The following is an 18014-nucleotide window of genomic DNA, read 5'->3' on the forward strand; positions in this document are numbered from 1 at the left end:
TAATATGTTCTAACAACGGAGGGGTAAAGTTGGAAAAATGGGGGAAAAAGCTAGGAGCATCGCTTCTGGTAACGGGACTGGCTCTAGGAGCATTGGCACCATCGGCTTTAACGAAAGAAGTAAAAGAAGTGAAAACACCTGCACCAAACGTATTAGCTTCAGCGCCAGTTGATCTGAACATCATCGATCAAGACCGCCTGGCTAAAGCGCTGAAGGAACGCGGGCTTGTGTCTGCCAACGCATCTGATGCAGAGGTGAACAAAGCGGTTAAGGATTATATTGCAAAGAAAAGCAAGAAAACCGGCGGACAGCCTTCTGCTCATGAAGACAAGCACAAGCATGAGATGGATGTGAAGACAAAAGACTTCTTAACAAAGCAAAAGGACAAGCTTGCCAAGCAGTTGAACAAAGGCCATGGCAACTTCAAAAAAGGAAAGCCGAATGGCTATGTTAAAGTAGATGAAGCGAAGCAGGCGCAATACAATGGCGGCGTTCGCTCAGATAAAGTTCTCGTTCTATTAACGGAGTTCTCTGATTTCAAGCATAATAATGTAGATCAAGAAGCTGGTTATATGTACTCCAATGATTTTAACAAAGAGCACTACGAGAAGCTCATGTTCGGTGACGAAGAATTCACGCTGCATAGCGGTGAAAAAGTGAAAACGTTCAAGCAATATTATGAAGAGCAATCAGGCGGAAGCTATACAGTGGATGGAACGGTTTCTGAGTGGCTAACCGTACCAGGAACAGCGAAAGAGTATGGCGATGATAGTCCTGCTGGTGGCCATGACAATTTAGCACCTAAAGGACCGCGTGATCTTGTAAAGGATACGTTGAAGGCTGCGGTCGCTGCTGGAATGGACCTTTCTAAATATGATGAGTTCGACCTTTATGATCTTGATGGTGACGGAAATCAAAACGAGCCAGACGGTTTGGTTGACCACTTGATGATCATCCATGCGGGGACTGGTCAGGAAGCTGGCGGCGGACGTTTAGGAGATGACGCTATTTGGTCACATCGCTGGACGCTTGGAGGAGTTTTTGCGGTTCCTAACACTACTGCTAAAGTTAACTATTGGGGCGGGAAAATGGGTGCCTTCGACTACACAATCCAGCCTGAAGACGGAGCTGTAGGTGTATTCGCGCACGAATTCGGCCACGACCTTGGTCTTCCGGATGAGTACGACACACAATACACGGGCGACGGCGAGCCAGTTGCATCGTGGTCCATCATGTCTGGCGGAAGCTGGAACGGTAAGATTGCAGGAACGGAGCCAACAAGCTTCTCTCCTCAAAACAAAGAATACTTCCAAAAGATTATGGGAGGAAACTGGGCGAACATTAAGGAAGTTAACGCAGATGAAATTGATAAGAATGGTTTAGCAACGTTCATCGACCAGTCTGTTACTAAGTCAAACAACCCTGGAATCGTAAAAGTGAACTTGCCGAAAAAGCCGGTTAAAGGGATTGATCCTGCTTTCGGTGCAAAGTACTATTACAGCACAAAAGGCGATGATCTTCATACTACATTAAGCACGCCTGAATTTGATCTGACAAATGCGAAATCTGCTTCGTTTGATTTCAAAACGCTTTATGATATTGAATTTGATTACGATTATTTGTATGTAAACGCTGTTACTTCTGATGGACAAGAGGTAGAACTTGATGTAATCGGTGACGATGATACAGATGGCGATGCGCGTGCTGAGTCTACAAAAGGTCAGTGGGTAGACAAGTCATATGATCTTTCACAGTTTGCAGGCAAGAAAGTGAAGCTTGTGTTTGATTATGTAACAGACGGCGGTCTTGCGCTTGATGGATTTGCTATGGACAACCTTTCTTTAACAGTAGATGGACAGAAAGTGTTCTCTGACGATGCTGAAGGCACACCGAGTGTAACACTTGAAGGCTTTGAACAATCCAATGGATTCTCTTACAAAAACCACCACTATTATCTAGAGTGGAGAAACTACTCAGGATCTGACAAAGCACTTCTTCAAGCTCGCGGCGTTAAGTACAACACAGGTATGGTCGTTTGGTACGCAGATGAAAGCTACTTGGATAACTGGGTTGGCGTGCATCCAGGAGAAGGTTTCCTTGGAGTAGTCGATTCGCATCCTAATGCAATCGTTGGAACTAAAGATGGTGCCCCAACGGTAGCGCAGTCCACTCGTTATCAAGTAGCAGATGCGGCATTCTCGTTTGATAAGACGACACCATTCTATATCGACTCACCTTCACGTGGAATCTTTGATTACAAAGGTGAAAAAGGTGTAACAACGTTTGATGATTCAAAGTCTTATATTGATACAAAAGATTATAATGGTGCTCTTTCTGGAGGGGTAATCGACGACGCTGGACGTCTCGTTCCTAACCATGGATTAAACATCCAAGTCATCGGCGAAGCAAAAGACAACTCTGCAGGAGCGGTCTGGATCTACAAGCGTTAATTAGATAGGAGAAAACTGGCGGATGCTCCGCCAGTTTTTTATTTTTGCATTGTTGTGGTGTGTACATTATGATGCGTGCAAAGAATGAGATGATTCAGAAAATAAACGTGTCGAAAAATAAATAAAAAATCGCCGTGCAAATAAATTCTTCAACCTGCAAATAAGAGTCTCGGATCTGCAAATAAACTTCACAGATCTGCAAATAAATCTCCCAGATCTGCAAACAAATCATAACCGACATGAGATCGCTGCACAGCATATGAAGATTTTATCTATTCACGAGACTTGTGACTCGCGCCAGAACAGTCTATTTTACTCAAATCGCTGAAAACCAAGAATAACCCTTTACAATAATTCACATACTATAGTATAGTTAAGTCATTAATTACCAAGTTCACTAAGGAGGAATGCATTATGGTATACATCGCGAACACCCTCATTGTTAATTTCATAATGCAGCCCTTGGAGCATACGAACGGGTAAACGAACGGTTTTCCTTTTTATGATTCTGTTATTTTGCCATGGGCTGCGTGTCGGTTCATGGTTTTTTTATATGCCCAAAATTCGTTGGGCACATCAAAGAGCCGTGTACAATACGGCTCTTTTTTCTATACCAAAACAAAATACAGATATCATTGGAGGAACTACCCTTGAATTTAAACACATTAGGATTTAACGAGACTTTACAAACAGCGTTTCAACCATACAAAGAACAAGCTCTTGTACCTGGCCGCATCAGCCTGGAGCACAAGCGCATCTACCGCGTGCTCACTGAGCATGGTGAGCTGCTAGGCGAGGTGACGGGGAAAATGCGTCACGAGGCAGAGGGACGCGGCGATTTTCCTGCTGTCGGTGACTGGGTCGCGGTTCAGGCGAGACCCGAGGAACAAAAAGCAACCATTCACGCGATACTGCCGCGGTTTAGCAAGTTCTCGCGTAAAGCAGCCGGACTGACGACTGAAGAGCAGATTGTCGCCACAAATGTAAATACCGTCTTCCTCGTCAATGCCCTGAATCATGATTTTAACCTGCGCAGGCTGGAGCGTTACTTGCTGATGGCGTATGAAAGTGGGGCAAACCCGGTCATTATTTTGAGTAAAGCGGATTTATGTGATGATGTGGATCAGAAAATCAGCGATGTAGAAGGTGTCGCGTTCGGAGTACCTGTTCATGCGGTAAGTGTTGAGAGCGGGACGGGGCTTGAGGAGCTGCAGCACTATTTAGGCGAAGGCCAGACGGTGGCGTTGCTGGGCTCGTCAGGTGTTGGGAAGTCAACACTTGTGAACCACTTTTACGGTGCAGAGGTGCTAAAGACGAACGAGGTGAGGGAAGAAGACAGCCGAGGACGCCATACGACAACTCACCGAGAGCTTTTGGTGATGGAAAGCGGAGGCGTGCTGATTGATACACCGGGAATGCGTGAGCTTCAATTATGGGAAGCGGACGACAGCGTCGGACAAAGCTTTCAGGATATTGAATCTTTATCGAGCCGCTGCCGATTCAATGACTGCTCGCATCAAAACGAGCCGGGCTGTGCGGTCAGAGAAGGCCTCGCAGATGGAACATTGGATGCGGGCAGGTATCAGAGCTATGTAAAGCTGCAGCGCGAGCTTGCCTTTTTAGCGCGAAAGGAAGATCAGCGCTTGGCAAACGCGGAACGAGCAAAATGGAAGAAGATAGCCGGAGACCGAACCCGTGTCCACCGCAAATAGAATTAAAAAAAGGAGCAAAAGCCATCATCATGGCTCGTGCTCCTTTTTTTATTTTACAGCCCTTTTTCTTCGATCTCCTGCAGAACGCCGTCCCACAGCTTAATGCGGTACTCAAGCGCTTCTTTAGCTGTGTTCTCTGCTTCCTTCAGCTTGTTTTCGTCGCCGCCGCAAAGGGAAAGCAATAATCGCTCAGCAAGCGGGCCGTGCTCGTCACCGTCGAGCTCAATATGGCGATGCAAGTAATACTTCAACCAGTGAGCGTCAACGCCGTTTGCTTCTACTTCGTCAACGAGCGTCTGGAACATATCTGGAATCAAATCTTCGCGACCGTAGAAGAAAGCAGCAGCCACTTCATGCGGCTTGCCGTTCATTGCGAGCTCCAGGCTGTGTTTTACGAATTGAGCAGCAGTTTCGGGAATAGAACTTTGATCCAACGCTTTGATCGGGTCAGCACCATTTCGGAGCGCGTCCAAATATTCTTCCATTGCAGAATAATCCGCGCCAACTTCCTCCATCGCACGATAATACAGCTCAAAGTGGCTGATATAGCCGCCCTCGCCGTCTTCATCAGTTTCTTCGCCAAGAACGATTTCGTTAATAAAGCGGGCGTATTCTGGATGAGGCTGCGGCATCCAAGGAACCGATACGCTTGTCAGCTCCTGCTGCAGCTTCTTCAATAAGCTCATAAAATCCCAGACCGCAAAAACATGATGCTTCATTAGCACTTTGATGCGGTCGGCGTTTGTCATTTGTTTATAAAGCGGGTGCCCAAGCAGGCGGTCGCGAACTTCTTCTAACTCTTTTACATAGGATTGACTCATTTTGCTCATCCTTTCACAATGTATTTTCATTACTATTTTAACGGTTTATAAAGGACTTAAACGGCCAAAACTGTGAAAATTGTATGAAGGATGTGTTTAGAAAAAAGGGAATAGCAGATAGTGAACACGAAAGGAGAATAATGATGGCACAGAAATTTACGATTCAAACGAGCGAACGGGACGAGTTTTATGAGATTACAGCCACACTTCAGGCTTATGTTGAAGAGCAAGGAATTCAAGACGGCGTTCTTTATGTGTATTGCCCTCATACAACGGCAGGCATCACAATCAATGAAAACGCTGATCCAGACGTGAAGCGTGACATGATCATGCGCTTGGATGAGGTCTATCCATGGGAGCATCCGAAATACCGGCATGCGGAAGGAAACACCGCGTCACATTTAAAAGCCAGCACGATGGGAGCCTCACAGGTAGTTTTGATTTCGGAAGGCGAACTGATCCTCGGAACGTGGCAGGGCATCTATTTCTGCGAATTCGACGGACCAAGAACACGGAACTATTTTGCGGACATTATTAAAAAATAAAAAAGCGGTTCAAATGGGCTTCTGCCAACATTTGAACCGCTTTTTTATGTCGAAAAATAAGGAAAACTTTTAAATTAAATCAATTTTTTATTAAAACAGTAAAAAACTAGTTGTTTAGTACGAGCTTTTACTGTACTATTTTTTTAAATAGTATTAATAATCTAAAAATTCAAACAAACACAAAGGGGGATTTTGGGTGGTGCTTAAGAAAAGCTTGAAGGTAATGATGGCATCCGCACTTTCATTAGGTCTTTTGGCAGGCTGCGGCGGGGAATCTGGCGGATCAGGCTCAGGAGGAAAAGTGATTAAAATAGCGACACAGACTCCGCTTTCTGGAGGAAGTGCGACTCTTGGGGAATCAATCAAGCTTGGAGCACAGCTCGCGCTTGAAGAAAACAAGAAGAAATTCGAGAAGCTTGGATTTAAGCTTCAGCTCGTTCCATACGATGATCAGGCTGACCCGAAAAAAGGGGTATCCAACGCTAACCAGCTTGGTGCAGATACAGCGGTCATGGCTGTTGTAGGACACTTGAATTCTGGAGTTTCCATCCCGTCTTCAGAAGTATATGAAAAATACAATGTGGCCATGGTCTCACCAGCAAACACGGCGACAGACGTGACGGACCGCGGTCTTAAAACGGTTAACCGAATCGTTGCACGCGATGATTTCCAAGGTCCTGCAGGAGCAGACTTTGCTATCAAAACAATCGGAGCGAAGAAAATTTTCCTCGTACAAGATAAAACAGCTTATGGACAAGGTCTCGCTGATGCGTTCAAAAAAGCGGCTGAAGAAGGCGGAGCAGAAATCCTTGGTTACGAAGGAATCACGGTTGGTGAAACAGACTTTAACGGTGTGTTGAACCAGGTTGTTGCAAAGAAACCGGATCTTGTGTTCTTCGGAGGTCTTTACACAGAAGGAGCACTTTTGATCAAACAAGCTCGTGAAAAGGGCATTGACATTCCGTTCATGGGCGGAGACGGTCTGGATTCTTCTACGATGGTAGAAATCGCGGGTGAATCCGTTAAGAACGTCTACTACACGTCAGTAGCGGCAGATGCGAACAAGTCGCCAGAAGGCCAAAAGTTTGCTTCCAAGTACAAAGAAAAATTCAACAAAACAATCGAATCTTACTCTGCGTATGGCTATGATTCAATGAGCGTTGTCCTGGATGGCCTTGAAGCAGCGATCGAAGCGAACGACGGCAAGCTGCCTGAGCGCAAAGCGGTAGCTGAGCATATCCGCAAGATTCAAGATTTCCAAGGTGTTGTAACGAAAGTCGGATTTGATGACAAAGGTGACAACAAGTACGCGAAAGTATACATCTACAAGTTTGATGAAGCGAAATACCCAGGAAAGCAAGAAGGCGAAATCAGCAAGTAATTGAACGTGCCAGTAAAAAGAGGGAGTGACCCCAAAGGCCATCTCCCTCTTGTTTTTTACACTTTTAGAAAGTATAACTCCTGTGATGATTAATACGTAGTCAAAAAGTTTAGGGAAAAAGTAGAAGGTCAACTAAGGCTGACTTTAAGACATAGCGTCAGTCAAGTTTTCTTTAGAAAAAATGAAACGCATCTATGAAAGGTAGGAAGTGACATGATTAGTGAGATTTTGCAAACACTGCCCCAGGTGCTTGTCGATGGCCTGACACTCGGTGCCATCTATGCGGTTATCGCCCTCGGTTACACGATGGTCTATGGAATCTTGGAATTGATCAACTTTGCTCACGGTGAAATATTTATGACAGGTGCGTTCGTCGGTGTGGCTGTCCTGATCTTCATGTCTGGAGCAGGCTGGCTTGCTGTTATGCCGGCAATCATCGCGCTCCTGATTGTTCTGGTCATCACGTCCCTTGTGACGGGTGTTCTAGGGATGGGAATTGAGAGGCTCGCATATCGGCCGCTCAGGAAAGCTCCGAAGCTGATTACGCTGATCTCAGCGATTGGTGTTTCCTTCCTTCTTCAGGATATCGTCCGTTTTATCACAGAATGGAAGAGAGGCAACTATATCCTAACTGGTCCTCAGCTGTTCGATTCTAAAATCGGTCTTGATTTCTCTTCAATCTGGAGCCATTTTAACGACGCGATTCTTAAGACGTCTTCCATCATCCTGCTCGTATCGGCTGTGGTTATGATGATCGGCCTTGATTTCTTCGTTAACAAGTCGAAATGGGGCATGGCGATGCGCTCGGTCGCACAGGACAGAGAGACGGCATCACTTATGGGTATCAACGTGAACAAGGTGATTTCTCTTACGTTCTTTATCGGGTCCGCACTTGGAGGAGCCACTGGGGTATTGTTTGCAATGCAATATGGAACGATCAATCCATACATTGGATTTATTCTTGGGTTAAAAGCCTTTACTGCTGCCGTTCTCGGCGGAATCGGAAATATCCGTGGCGCCATGTTCGGCGGACTCTTGCTTGGTGTTCTTGAGATGTTTGCATCCGCCAACTTACAGAAGCTGACTGGCGGGGTGTTCACTGCCGAATATAAGGACGTGTTCGCGTTCGGAATTCTTATTATCGTATTGATCTTCAAGCCAGAAGGACTGTTTGGAAAAGCAGTTACCGAGAAAGTGTAGGTGGACGTCATGGAAAAGCTGAAATCATTCTTATCTGGCAATAAACTGGCACAAGGTGTACTAATTGGCGTGTATGTGCTGATCACATCGCTCGCACTGTATTTATCGCAAAAATCAGTGGTAGCGTTCTTGCTTCTTTTATTCTCTTTATTGCTTCTTTATTACACACAGTTCTCCAACAGGCTGAAATGGCTGCTGGCAGGTGTCGTGCTTGTCGGTGTCCTTCCTTGGGCAGCAAGCAGCGGTCCGTCCTATCAATCGTACATGGAAGTCGCAACACTCGTCGGGATTTATGTAGCGATGGCGCTTGGCCTTAATATCGTCGTCGGACTTGCCGGTCTGCTCGACTTAGGATTTGTTGCCTTCTTTGCGATAGGAGCGTACACGTATGGCATATTCGCGACTGGCCAAGCGGCAAACTTCATGCCGTTCGGTGAGTATCCTCTCTCAGGCGGAAGCTTCTGGTTCTTTATATTAGTCGGATGTTTTGCTGCTGCGTTATGCGGCGTTCTGCTCGGGATTCCGGTCCTTCGAGTAAAAGGGGACTATCTGGCTATCGTTACACTCGGGTTCGGTGAGATCATTCGAATCGTATATAACAACCTGGACAAGCCAGTCAACATTACGAACGGCGCGATGGGCATCTCGTCTGTTACACCGCCAGAGCTGTTCGGCATCCAGTTCACGTATCCTAGCCAATTTTATTATATTGTTCTCGGAATTTTAGTGGTCGTCATGTTTGCAGTAAGAAACTTTGAGTATTCGAAAATCGGCCGGTCTTGGAAAGCGGTTCGTGAAAACGAGATCGCCGCCCAGTCGATGGGTATTCATCTTGTCAAAACGAAACTGCTCGCGTTTGCGATTGGAGCGTCATTCTCAGGGATGATGGGTGTCGTGTTTGCGGCGAAGCAAGCATTCGTTGATCCGACGAGCTTTACGCTGCTTGAGTCTATTACGATTCTCGTTATGGTCATCCTTGGCGGAATGGGCAGTGTGCCTGGTGTCATTTTAGGAGCAGCGGTTGTCACGATTCTCAACCTGCAGGTGCTGACGGAAGTGACGAACTGGCTGAACCAGCTCAGCATGGAAGGGGCCATCAGCTTCCCTGAAGCGTTGTCGCCATCAAAAATGCAGCGTTTCATCTTTGGTGCTATCTTGATCTTGTTCGCGATTTATCGCCCGCAAGGTCTGATTCCAGCGAAAAATCCAGTATTTAATGAAGACGAATTGAAGAAGCATGCGGCTAAGCAGACGGGAACGAAGGAACCTGTTACCGAAGACCGTGTTATGCAGGCTTAAGAGGAGGTCACACGAATGTCCATATTGACTGTAAGCAACTTAACGAAAAAGTTCGGCGGCCTGACAGCGGTTAACGGAGTCGATATTAACGTGGAAAATGCATCCATTACAGCGGTGATCGGGCCGAACGGTGCTGGGAAAACGACTTTCTTCAACCTAGTAACCGGCGTGTATCAGCCGGATAGCGGAAACGTCATGCTCGGGTCGAAGTCGCTTGTTGGATTGAAGCCGCATGAGATTTCGCGTTATGGCATCGCCAGAACGTTTCAGAACATTCGTCTTTTTTCTGATATTACCGTCCTTGAAAATGTGATGGTCGGCCTTCATAACCATTTAAAAGGCGGATTGTTCGGCACTCTTTTCCAGACACCGGCTGTGCGGGCAGAGGAAAAAAGAGCGAAAGAAGAAGCCTATGGATGGCTCGAGTATGTCGGGCTTGCCCATCTGCTCAATGAAGAAGCGAAGAACCTTCCTTATGGAGCGCAGCGAAGGCTTGAGATCGCACGCGCTCTTGCGACAAAGCCAAAGCTTCTCTTGCTCGATGAGCCGGCTGCTGGTATGAACCCGCGTGAAACGAGAGAACTGACGGAATTCATCCACCGTATGCGTGAGGAACTGAACCTAACGATTGTCCTGATTGAACATGATATGAAGCTCGTTATGGAAATTTCTGAACAGATTTTCGTTCTCGATCATGGAGTGAAAATTGCAGAAGGAAAGCCTGAGGAAATCCGCAACAACGTGAATGTCATTGAAGCTTATTTGGGAAAGAGCGCAGTAACGGAGGCGTAGAAGGAGGAGAGACTGCATGAGCATTCTAGAACTGAAAGACATACAGACGTATTACGGCGGCATTCATGCATTAAAGGGCATCTCCCTTACCGTAAATAAGGGAGAGATTGTTACATTGATCGGTTCGAACGGGGCAGGCAAGTCCACCACACTGAAAACGATCTGCGGCCAAGTGCAGCCAAAGTCAGGCAGTGTGCTGTTCAACGGCAAAAACATTGCGAGCCAGCCCGCTCATGTGACAGCGAAGACAGGGCTTGCCCACGTTCCTGAAGGCCGAAGGATTTTCCCGAGGCTAACGGTAAAAGAAAATCTCGAAATGGGGGCATTTTCTGTTAACGATAAGAAGCTTGTGCAGCAGCGAATGGAAAAGGTGTTTCACTATTTTCCAAGAGTAAAAGAGCGACTGTCTCAAAAAGGCGGTACGATGAGCGGCGGCGAACAGCAAATGCTCGCGATTGGACGGGCGCTCATGAGCCAGCCGGATCTGCTATTGCTCGATGAACCATCCATGGGGCTAGCACCGGTTATCGTCGAACAAATTTTTGACATTATTACCGAGTTGAACAAAGAAGGCATGACTATTCTGCTTGTTGAGCAAAACGCATTTCAGGCGCTGCAAGTCGCTCACCGTGGATATGTGATTCAAACAGGCGAGATTGTCATGAGCGGACTGGGGTCCGATCTTATTACAAACGAACAGGTGCGTGAAGCGTATTTGGCTTAGTTATGTTTATTCTATTGAGTATTCCTAAGCTAGCTTAGGAAAGAAAGAAGAAAACCGTTCCGATTTTTAGGGGAACGGTTTTCTTCTTTTATCATGCTTTAAAAAGAGTTAGTTTCCTAGAACCGCTTCAGATAGCTGCAGTAAAGTATCACGTGCGCTGCCAAGAATGGTCAAATCAAACGGATGGGAGTGGCTGGAAGCTTCGTTATTGATTAAGACCGTTTTGCCCTTTGTCAGCGTGGGCAGCTGGTTAACGGGATAGACTTGAAGACTTGTTCCGATGACGATAACAAGGTCGGACTGCTCGATTGCGCTGATGGCCTTATTCCAAACGTCCTGAGGAAGCATCTCGCCGAATAGCACAATATCCGGACGCAGCTTGCCATTGCAATGCGAACAGCTCTGTTTATTGGTAAATTCAAGGTGTGTGCCAGAACATCCGCAATCATGGCATGATACCGTCCGCAATGAACCATGAAGCTCCCATACATCCTTGGCACCTGAGAGCTCATGAAATCCATCGACGTTTTGTGTGGCGATGGACGTGATGAACCCTTTAGCCTCCATTTCGGATAGGGCGTGATAGCCTTCATGCGGGCTGAGGGTCGTGATATCTTGAATGCGCAATGAGTAGAAATCTCGAAACAGATCATAATGATCGCGAAGAGCGTCAGTGGAAGATACGTAAGCGGGATCATATTTCGCCCAAAGGCCAGTCTGTGACCGGAAATCAGGGATGCCGCTTTCTGTAGACATGCCTGCTCCCGTAAGCAGCACCGTCTGTTTGGATTTCTTCATCCAGTCGGCCAGTTCAAGGATTTTTCGGTCCAATTTGCACACTCCCTGTTCTTTTTTTCTCATCATAACATAGTCTCTTAAAAGATAAGCTCCTCTTAATTTTTTCAGAAGTAAGAGGTATACTTTTAGTAACCGTATTAAGGGGGATTTGTTTTTATGATTAAAGTACTTTTCGTCTGTCTAGGGAATATATGCCGCTCTCCAATGGCGGAAGCAGTGTTCCGCAAGCTGGTAGAAGACCGCGGGCTTTCACATAAAATAACCATTGATTCTGCGGGAACGGGTAACTGGCATGTGGGAGAACCTCCGCATGAAGGGACTCGCGGAGTGCTGAGCGAACGGAACATTTCGTATTCCGGCCAAAAGGCAAGGCAGTTAAGACAGTCGGATCTGACAGATTTTGATTACTTGATTGGAATGGATGCGGAGAATATCGGCAACATGCATCGCATGGCGAGTCAGAGAAAAACAGGACGCATTGCCCGCTTGTTGGATTTTGTTCCGAGAAGTGAGTTTGAGGATGTACCGGACCCTTACTTTACAGGAAATTTTCAAGAGGTATACGACTTAGTGACAGAAGGATGCGAGAATCTGCTGAATGAAATTGTTCGGCGTGAATCGCTTTAGGAGGCAGTGATGGGGGAAATTCGGCAATTAAACGAACCGCATGAGTTTCGGGAAGCTTTTCCGGTCATGCGCCAATTAAGAACGCATTTAACAGAAGATTTGTTTGCTGAGCTTGTCGGGGAGATGCAAGAGGAAGGCTACACGCTCTTTGCACTCGTGGATGAGGGAGAGATCAGGGCTGCAGCCGGTATCGCCGTGCTGACGAACTTGTATTATGGAAAGCATGTATGGGTGTATGATCTTGTTACAGACAACAAAGCTCGCTCAAAAGGATTCGGATATGAAATGCTTGCATTCCTAGAGTCATTTGCCGCCCAAAACGGCTGCTCGTGTGTGGCGCTAAGCTCCAACTTTGAAAGAGTAGACGCTCATCGTTTCTACGAGGACAAAGCGGGATATGATCGTGTGTCGTATGTTTTTAAAAAGAACCTGTAAAAATCCTATAACATGAAAAAAGGAGTCCCCTGATTAGAGGAAGACTCCTTTTTTCTATGTTATGCTCTTTTTCTCATGCCGCGCATGATGGCGCTCACGATAAGCACTACGATAATGGCTCCGATAATTGCAGGGATGATTGCAAATCCTGCTACGTCTGGTCCCCAGTCACCTAGGATTAATCCTCCAAGCCAAGCACCAACGAAACCAGCAATAATGTTGCCGATAATTCCGCCTGGTACATCACGGCCTGTTAGTAATCCTGCTAGCCATCCAATAATACCTCCGATAATAAGTGCCCATAAAAATCCCATTTCGGATTCCTCCTTTTTCTTTGCTTTTTTTGTGTGTTATTCGGCTGTACTCATAAGTTACCCAATGCGTTTTATTTATAAACAATGTTGTAAAAATGTTTGTGACATAGGGCTTGCGGGGAAGATTAAAAAGAACTAAATAAGTAAAGGAGCGATATCTGTTATGCAAACGAATTATGTTAATTATCAGCAAGATCATTCATTATTATGGAAAAGTATGATGGCAGGTGCTCTTGCAGGGGCCGCATTGGCGATGCTGGATCGCGAAACGCGGAATACAGTCATTCATCAATTTAGACAAATGGGAAAGAAATCCGCTGTTATTGTATCTGAAGTAAGACATAATCCAAAAGAGACAACAAACATGCTGAAAGAACGGATTCAAATTGCAGCCGCTTCAGGAAAAGAATTAATGGAGGACTTAAAATCGGCTTCTACTCATATTGAAAGCATCAAGCAGTCAGGTATGGAAGCCGTTCAGCATTTGAAGGAAGCGGGTATGGAATTGAAAGAAACGGGTATGGAGCTTAAAGAAATCGGCCATAAGGCAGGAGAGGCCGGGCATCAGATCGCCTCAGGAGCACAGGCACCGGCTGTAAGAAACGAAACGCTTCCTGGCCATACACAGGGACTGTAGTCCGTTGAAACTTTTTCGAATCCTGGATTCCATTTCACCTAAAGCGTTCGCAAAAGAATTTTACCAAGGATTTAAAAAAGGAGAAGTAACCGATCTTTCTGCCCAGCTCGCTTATTACTTTTTGCTTTCGCTGTTCCCGTTCCTTATTTTCATGATTACGCTGGGAGGCTTCTTTATCACACCAGCAGAGGCGCTGGATTTGTTGGAGCATTATGTGCCCAGTGATTCTTTGGATATTATTGAAGAAAACCTCGTTTCCGTAGTTGATGGCGGAAAAGGAGGCCTTCTTTCGTTCGGTATTGTTGCCACCATTTGGTCGGCGTCCAATGGAATCAACGCCGTTATTCACGCCTTGAATGAAGCGTACGGTGTGGAAGAGTGCCGGAAATTTTGGATCAGCCGCCTGTTATCCATCTTTTTGACGTTTGGTCTGATCTTTGCCATCGTGGTAGCTCTCGTGCTTCCAGTGTTCGGCAAGGCCATTGGGAATGTTGCCTTCTCTTATCTTGGACTCGATGCGGCATTCCTGCAAATATGGGGCCTGATTCGCTGGCTGATCAGCTTTCTTGTCATCTCCACGGTTTTTTCGGTTTTATATTACATGGGTCCATGCAAAAAGCTGAAATTTACTGAAGTATGGTATGGCGCGGTGGCGGCCACACTGCTGTGGCAGATCGTATCGCTCGGTTTCGCGTTCTACGTTGAGCAGTTCGGCAATTATTCAGCAACCTATGGAAGCCTCGGTGCGATTATCGTTCTGATGCTTTGGTTCTATTTAACCGGCATTGTCCTTTTGAGCGGTGGTGTATTGAACGCTACCCTTCATAAATACAAAGTCAGCTATGCCAAGAAAAGGGGCTTATTATCTGAACGTTTTCGGGAATCTTAATCGTATCCTTTCATAAAAGGAGGACGAGCCCGATGAGCAAGAAACAAGGCAAATCACATAATAACAAAGACAACAAGAACGACAGCCAGCACAAAACAAGCGGCAGCCAGAACAAAAAGAATAATTTCCATTAACCAAGAACCCGCTCACGGCGGGTTTTTTCCTGCCCATTAAAATGAAATCTGACTTAAAGCTTGTTGGCCAGTCAAGATTTTCTTTACTTTACAGGTTTGGTTTGTCCCGTGATTTATTTCTTGTTATAATGATGTGCATTCATGGTAGACCCGCTTATTTAGCAGGTATACAAATTGAAGGAGGGACAAGCCATGGAATCCATGATTTTATCGTTCGTTGAATACTTAAAACAATTTGGCTATATAGGCGTTATTATCGCACTGACATTTGAGTTTGTACCAGCAGAGCTCGTGCTGCCGCTTGCTGGATATTGGGTGTATGAAGGCGACTTGAACTTTTGGGGGACCGTCATTGCCGGCACTGTAGGCGGCACGTTAGGACCGCTTACCCTTTATGCAGTCGGGCGTTACGGCGGCAGACCGTTTCTATTGAAGTACGGTAAATATGTGTTTATTCGGGAGAAAGAAATTAAGGCAGCGGATGATTTTTTTGAGAAATACGGTGCAGGAGTAGCTTTCTTTGGGCGGTTCTTGCCTGGCGTACGAACGACCATCAGCGTTCCGTGCGGAATGGCAAAAATGAATGTGTGGGTTTTCTCCATTTATACGTTTATTGCCATGTTTCCTATTACTGCGTTTTATGTTTATTTAGGAGAAAAATTCGGCCCAAAATGGAAAGAAGCCGGTCCGATGGTAAAAGAATACATGGGTCCGATTGCACTAGTGATAGTGGCCGCTCTGATTGTACTGGTCTTGATTAAATATAACAAGCATAGAAAATTAAAAAACAGTTAAAGTTACACCGATTGAATCATACAATTATTAGGAGTGCATGGTAAACTTGAGGGACAAGCGGTTAAAGGGGAATGAAGAATGAGCACCAAACGCATAACACAAAAGAAAAAAGTCAGGCTGCAATGGAGATGGACCGGCGCCGTTCTTTTTCTTCTTTATGTAACGATCCTGTTCTATGCCACATTGTTTACGTATAATCACTATGTTTACGGGAAATCCATGAATCTTGTGCTTTTTGACAGCATTCGGCTCATGTGGCACAGCGGTGATTATTGGCTTATCTTTAAGAACATTATTGGAAATTTGATGCTGTTTTTCCCTTTAGGGTTTTTACTTCCGCTAATCAGCCGTGTCTTTTCTTCTTGGCGTACGATGTTTATAATCGGATTTGGGACGAGCGCTCTTATTGAAATGCTGCAGTACAGCTACGCACAGCGGATTTTTGATATAGACGATATCCTGCTTAACGGCATCGGAACCTTAATGGGATTATTATTATTCAAAATTTGCGCTCTTATCTTCCGATTGATCGAAAGAAATATCATTCATAAAAAATAACCTTGAGGCATGAGCCACAAGGTTATTTTTTTTACTTTAAAAACAAGTGAACTGGGGCTGAAAAGGCTTAGTTTCAGCCTGGTTATCTTTTACTGCTGTCCGTTATTTTGTTTCTTTGCCCAGCACACGGTTCACACGTTTTGTGAGCATTTTCATGCCATCGCCGCCAGCCTGGAAATGGCGAAGCTTGCCTTCTGCATCAAACACATAATAAGCAGGAACATACTGGTTCTCGTAAGCATCTGTTAACGAATGTTCGTTGTCGACAAAGATCGGCTGCGTAATATCATGCTCACGTGCTGTTTCCTTCACCGAATTGAGATCAAGGTCGCTTTCCTGGCGGGGCATATGAACAGCCACAACATTCAGTTCATCTTTATAATCATCACGAAACTGGTTAATGTTTGGCATCGCTTCCTTACATAAACCGCAGCTTACTGACCAAAAGTGAACGAGTGTAGGCTTTTCGCCGATCAATTCGCTTTTTGACACCTCTCCGTTGATCCATTCTGCTGCTCCATTAAATTCTGGCATTTCATCACGCAAACGCATTACAACCACTCCTATTAATAATAATTATTATCTAATTAACAGTATAAATCAAAGCGATGAAAAATGAAAATGGAATGCTTATTTTCAGCCAGCTTTCGTTATCTTATGCGGAACAGCAGCAGAACTTTTCTTTAATATGATGGCGGTGAACAGGACAAACAGCATCACGCAAATGGGCAGTGCGAAAGCCTGTTTGCCGAACGAGCTGATGGACAGCCCGCCAATAACAGGCCCTGCCATGCTGCCTAGAGAGAACGTGATGCCAGCCAGGATGTTCCCGGCAGGAAGCAGATGCTTTGGCAAAATGTCACTCATGTAAGCAATGCCTAAAGAGAAAAGGGAACCAACAAACACACCCGCTAAAATAAAAAGGGTTAAATAAAGCCACATTTCACCGCGTGCGAAGCTAGTCAGAAAGAAGGAAACGAACCCGCCTGACAGGCAAAACAGCAAGATCGGCTTGCGTCCGTATCGATCACTCAATGTACCAAGCGGCAGCTGAAATACGAGACTTCCAATAACGAATGCAGGGAGAAGAATGGCGACCCAATCAAGGGAAAGGCCGCTTCTTAGCGCGTAGACAGGGAACGTCCCGTGTAATGTTGCCTCCAAGAAGCCGTATCCAAATGGCGGAAGCAGCGCCGGCCATGCCATTTTAAATACTTGGCCGTATCTTTCTTTCATGGATGAGACGCTCTCTCTCGACCCGGCCAGCTCAGGAAAGTCATTCTTGATCGTGTTCATCACTACAAACGAAACAAGGCATAATAAGCCAGCAGCGATAAAAGGAAGATCTTCGTTATATTCCAGCAGCTTCGTCATGAGCGGACCAATTCCGAAGCCTGATCCAAACGCGATACCATACAAAGAGATATTCCTGCCGCGCCTGTCCTCTGGACTGTTCGAAGTGATCCAAGTCTGCGTTGAAAAGTGCAGCATATGGTCACCAATTCCAATAACTAGTCTGAGTACAAACCAAAACCAAAACAGCTTCCAGACAGGGAAAAGGAGGAAAGCTGCTGAAACAGCCAATAAGCCGGTAAGGATGAGGGGCTTATAGCCAAACTTTCTTAATGGTTTTTCGATAAAAGGGGAGGCGATCAGGATGCCCGCATACAAAGCGGTCGCGTTCAATCCATTCATCCAGGATGACGTACCGTTTGTTTCAAGCAGCACCGCGATAATCGGCAGCAGCATGCCTTGGGCGAAGCCGGAAATGAACACGATGCTTACAAGCACTGAAAATTTATATTTGGTTAACATGTTAAAGTCTCCTCGTGAAGGGCAATCATTGTCATTGCCTATTGTACACATTGTACGTGAAAGTGAGAAGTGTTCACGATTACTATAA

Annotated in this window: 19 protein-coding genes; 14 read left to right on the forward strand and 5 right to left on the reverse strand. The window is 45.7% G+C overall.

What is annotated here, in order from left to right; translation table 11 throughout:
* Nucleotides 1-29: 29 nt before the first annotated feature.
* Together ACFQPF_RS18240 and rsgA are read left to right on the forward strand one after the other, a co-directional pair.
* Nucleotides 30-2450 carry an immune inhibitor A domain-containing protein gene (locus ACFQPF_RS18240; protein ID WP_379751656.1) on the forward strand — a complete coding sequence of 807 codons (2421 nt, stop codon included), beginning with the start codon at nt 30-32 and terminating at the stop codon, nt 2448-2450.
* A 650-nt stretch (nt 2451-3100) separates the two neighbouring features.
* Nucleotides 3101-4162: a ribosome small subunit-dependent GTPase A gene (gene rsgA, locus ACFQPF_RS18245; RefSeq protein WP_379751658.1), complete on the forward strand. Its 1062-nt coding sequence runs from the start codon at nt 3101-3103 to the stop codon at nt 4160-4162.
* Between the two features lie 53 nt (nt 4163-4215).
* Here the strand turns inward: rsgA and ACFQPF_RS18250 are convergent, their stop codons facing one another.
* Nucleotides 4216-4983, reverse strand: coding sequence for a DUF3050 domain-containing protein (locus ACFQPF_RS18250; RefSeq protein ID WP_379751660.1), 768 nt, complete (start codon nt 4981-4983; stop codon nt 4216-4218).
* A gap of 143 nt (nt 4984-5126) precedes the next feature.
* On the opposite strand from ACFQPF_RS18250, the gene ACFQPF_RS18255 reads away from it, so the two are divergent.
* From ACFQPF_RS18255 to ACFQPF_RS18280, 6 genes are all read left to right on the forward strand, one after another.
* Nucleotides 5127-5528, forward strand: coding sequence for a secondary thiamine-phosphate synthase enzyme YjbQ (locus ACFQPF_RS18255; protein WP_379751662.1), 402 nt, complete (start codon nt 5127-5129; stop codon nt 5526-5528).
* 196 nt (nt 5529-5724) lie between these two features.
* Nucleotides 5725-6909, forward strand: coding sequence for a branched-chain amino acid ABC transporter substrate-binding protein (locus ACFQPF_RS18260; RefSeq protein WP_379751664.1), 1185 nt, complete (start codon nt 5725-5727; stop codon nt 6907-6909).
* A gap of 213 nt (nt 6910-7122) precedes the next feature.
* Nucleotides 7123-8109, forward strand: a complete 987-nt coding sequence (locus ACFQPF_RS18265) for a branched-chain amino acid ABC transporter permease (RefSeq protein WP_379751666.1) — start codon at nt 7123-7125, stop codon at nt 8107-8109.
* A gap of 9 nt (nt 8110-8118) precedes the next feature.
* Nucleotides 8119-9408 (forward strand): branched-chain amino acid ABC transporter permease, encoded by a 1290-nt coding sequence (locus tag ACFQPF_RS18270; RefSeq protein ID WP_379751668.1) that lies wholly within the window; start codon nt 8119-8121, stop codon nt 9406-9408.
* A gap of 15 nt (nt 9409-9423) precedes the next feature.
* Nucleotides 9424-10200: an ABC transporter ATP-binding protein gene (locus ACFQPF_RS18275; protein ID WP_379751670.1), complete on the forward strand. Its 777-nt coding sequence runs from the start codon at nt 9424-9426 to the stop codon at nt 10198-10200.
* Between the two features lie 16 nt (nt 10201-10216).
* The gene (locus ACFQPF_RS18280; RefSeq protein ID WP_379751672.1) at nt 10217-10924 is read left to right on the forward strand and encodes an ABC transporter ATP-binding protein; all 708 of its coding nucleotides are present in this window, start codon (nt 10217-10219) and stop codon (nt 10922-10924) included.
* A 108-nt stretch (nt 10925-11032) separates the two neighbouring features.
* On the opposite strand, the gene ACFQPF_RS18285 is transcribed toward ACFQPF_RS18280, so the two are convergent.
* A complete protein-coding gene (locus ACFQPF_RS18285; RefSeq protein WP_379751674.1) occupies nt 11033-11755 on the reverse strand; it encodes an SIR2 family NAD-dependent protein deacylase in 723 nt (240 codons plus the stop codon).
* Between the two features lie 123 nt (nt 11756-11878).
* On the opposite strand from ACFQPF_RS18285, the gene ACFQPF_RS18290 reads away from it, so the two are divergent.
* Nucleotides 11879-12349 (forward strand): low molecular weight protein-tyrosine-phosphatase, encoded by a 471-nt coding sequence (locus tag ACFQPF_RS18290; RefSeq protein ID WP_379751676.1) that lies wholly within the window; start codon nt 11879-11881, stop codon nt 12347-12349.
* A 9-nt stretch (nt 12350-12358) separates the two neighbouring features.
* Complete coding sequence (locus ACFQPF_RS18295) at nt 12359-12784, forward strand: GNAT family N-acetyltransferase (protein WP_379751678.1); 426 nt, start codon at nt 12359-12361, stop codon at nt 12782-12784.
* 59 nt (nt 12785-12843) lie between these two features.
* Here ACFQPF_RS18295 and ACFQPF_RS18300 read toward each other — a convergent pair whose 3' ends face one another.
* Entirely contained in the window at nt 12844-13098 is a 255-nt protein-coding gene (locus ACFQPF_RS18300) for a GlsB/YeaQ/YmgE family stress response membrane protein (RefSeq protein ID WP_379751680.1), read from the reverse strand.
* 163 nt (nt 13099-13261) lie between these two features.
* Here ACFQPF_RS18300 and ACFQPF_RS18305 point away from each other — a divergent pair, with 163 nt between their 5' ends.
* The 4 genes from ACFQPF_RS18305 to ACFQPF_RS18320 all read left to right on the forward strand — a co-directional run bounded on the left by ACFQPF_RS18305 (nt 13262) and on the right by ACFQPF_RS18320 (nt 16111).
* Nucleotides 13262-13735 carry a hypothetical protein gene (locus tag ACFQPF_RS18305; RefSeq protein ID WP_379751682.1) on the forward strand — a complete coding sequence of 158 codons (474 nt, stop codon included), beginning with the start codon at nt 13262-13264 and terminating at the stop codon, nt 13733-13735.
* Between the two features lie 4 nt (nt 13736-13739).
* Nucleotides 13740-14624 carry a YihY/virulence factor BrkB family protein gene (locus ACFQPF_RS18310; RefSeq protein WP_379751684.1) on the forward strand — a complete coding sequence of 295 codons (885 nt, stop codon included), beginning with the start codon at nt 13740-13742 and terminating at the stop codon, nt 14622-14624.
* Between the two features lie 326 nt (nt 14625-14950).
* Nucleotides 14951-15553: a DedA family protein gene (locus ACFQPF_RS18315; RefSeq protein ID WP_379751686.1), complete on the forward strand. Its 603-nt coding sequence runs from the start codon at nt 14951-14953 to the stop codon at nt 15551-15553.
* Between the two features lie 78 nt (nt 15554-15631).
* Nucleotides 15632-16111 (forward strand): VanZ family protein, encoded by a 480-nt coding sequence (locus ACFQPF_RS18320; protein WP_379751688.1) that lies wholly within the window; start codon nt 15632-15634, stop codon nt 16109-16111.
* A gap of 102 nt (nt 16112-16213) precedes the next feature.
* Here ACFQPF_RS18320 and ACFQPF_RS18325 read toward each other — a convergent pair whose 3' ends face one another.
* Together ACFQPF_RS18325 and ACFQPF_RS18330 are read right to left on the reverse strand one after the other, a co-directional pair.
* Nucleotides 16214-16663 carry a TlpA disulfide reductase family protein gene (locus ACFQPF_RS18325; RefSeq protein ID WP_379751690.1) on the reverse strand — a complete coding sequence of 150 codons (450 nt, stop codon included), beginning with the start codon at nt 16661-16663 and terminating at the stop codon, nt 16214-16216.
* An 84-nt stretch (nt 16664-16747) separates the two neighbouring features.
* A complete protein-coding gene (locus ACFQPF_RS18330; RefSeq protein WP_379751777.1) occupies nt 16748-17977 on the reverse strand; it encodes an MFS transporter in 1230 nt (409 codons plus the stop codon).
* Between the last annotated feature and the right edge of the window lie 37 nt (nt 17978-18014).

The sequence above is a fragment of the Fictibacillus iocasae genome, assembly GCF_042665465.1.
Classification (GTDB): domain Bacteria; phylum Bacillota; class Bacilli; order Bacillales; family Fictibacillaceae; genus Fictibacillus; species Fictibacillus iocasae.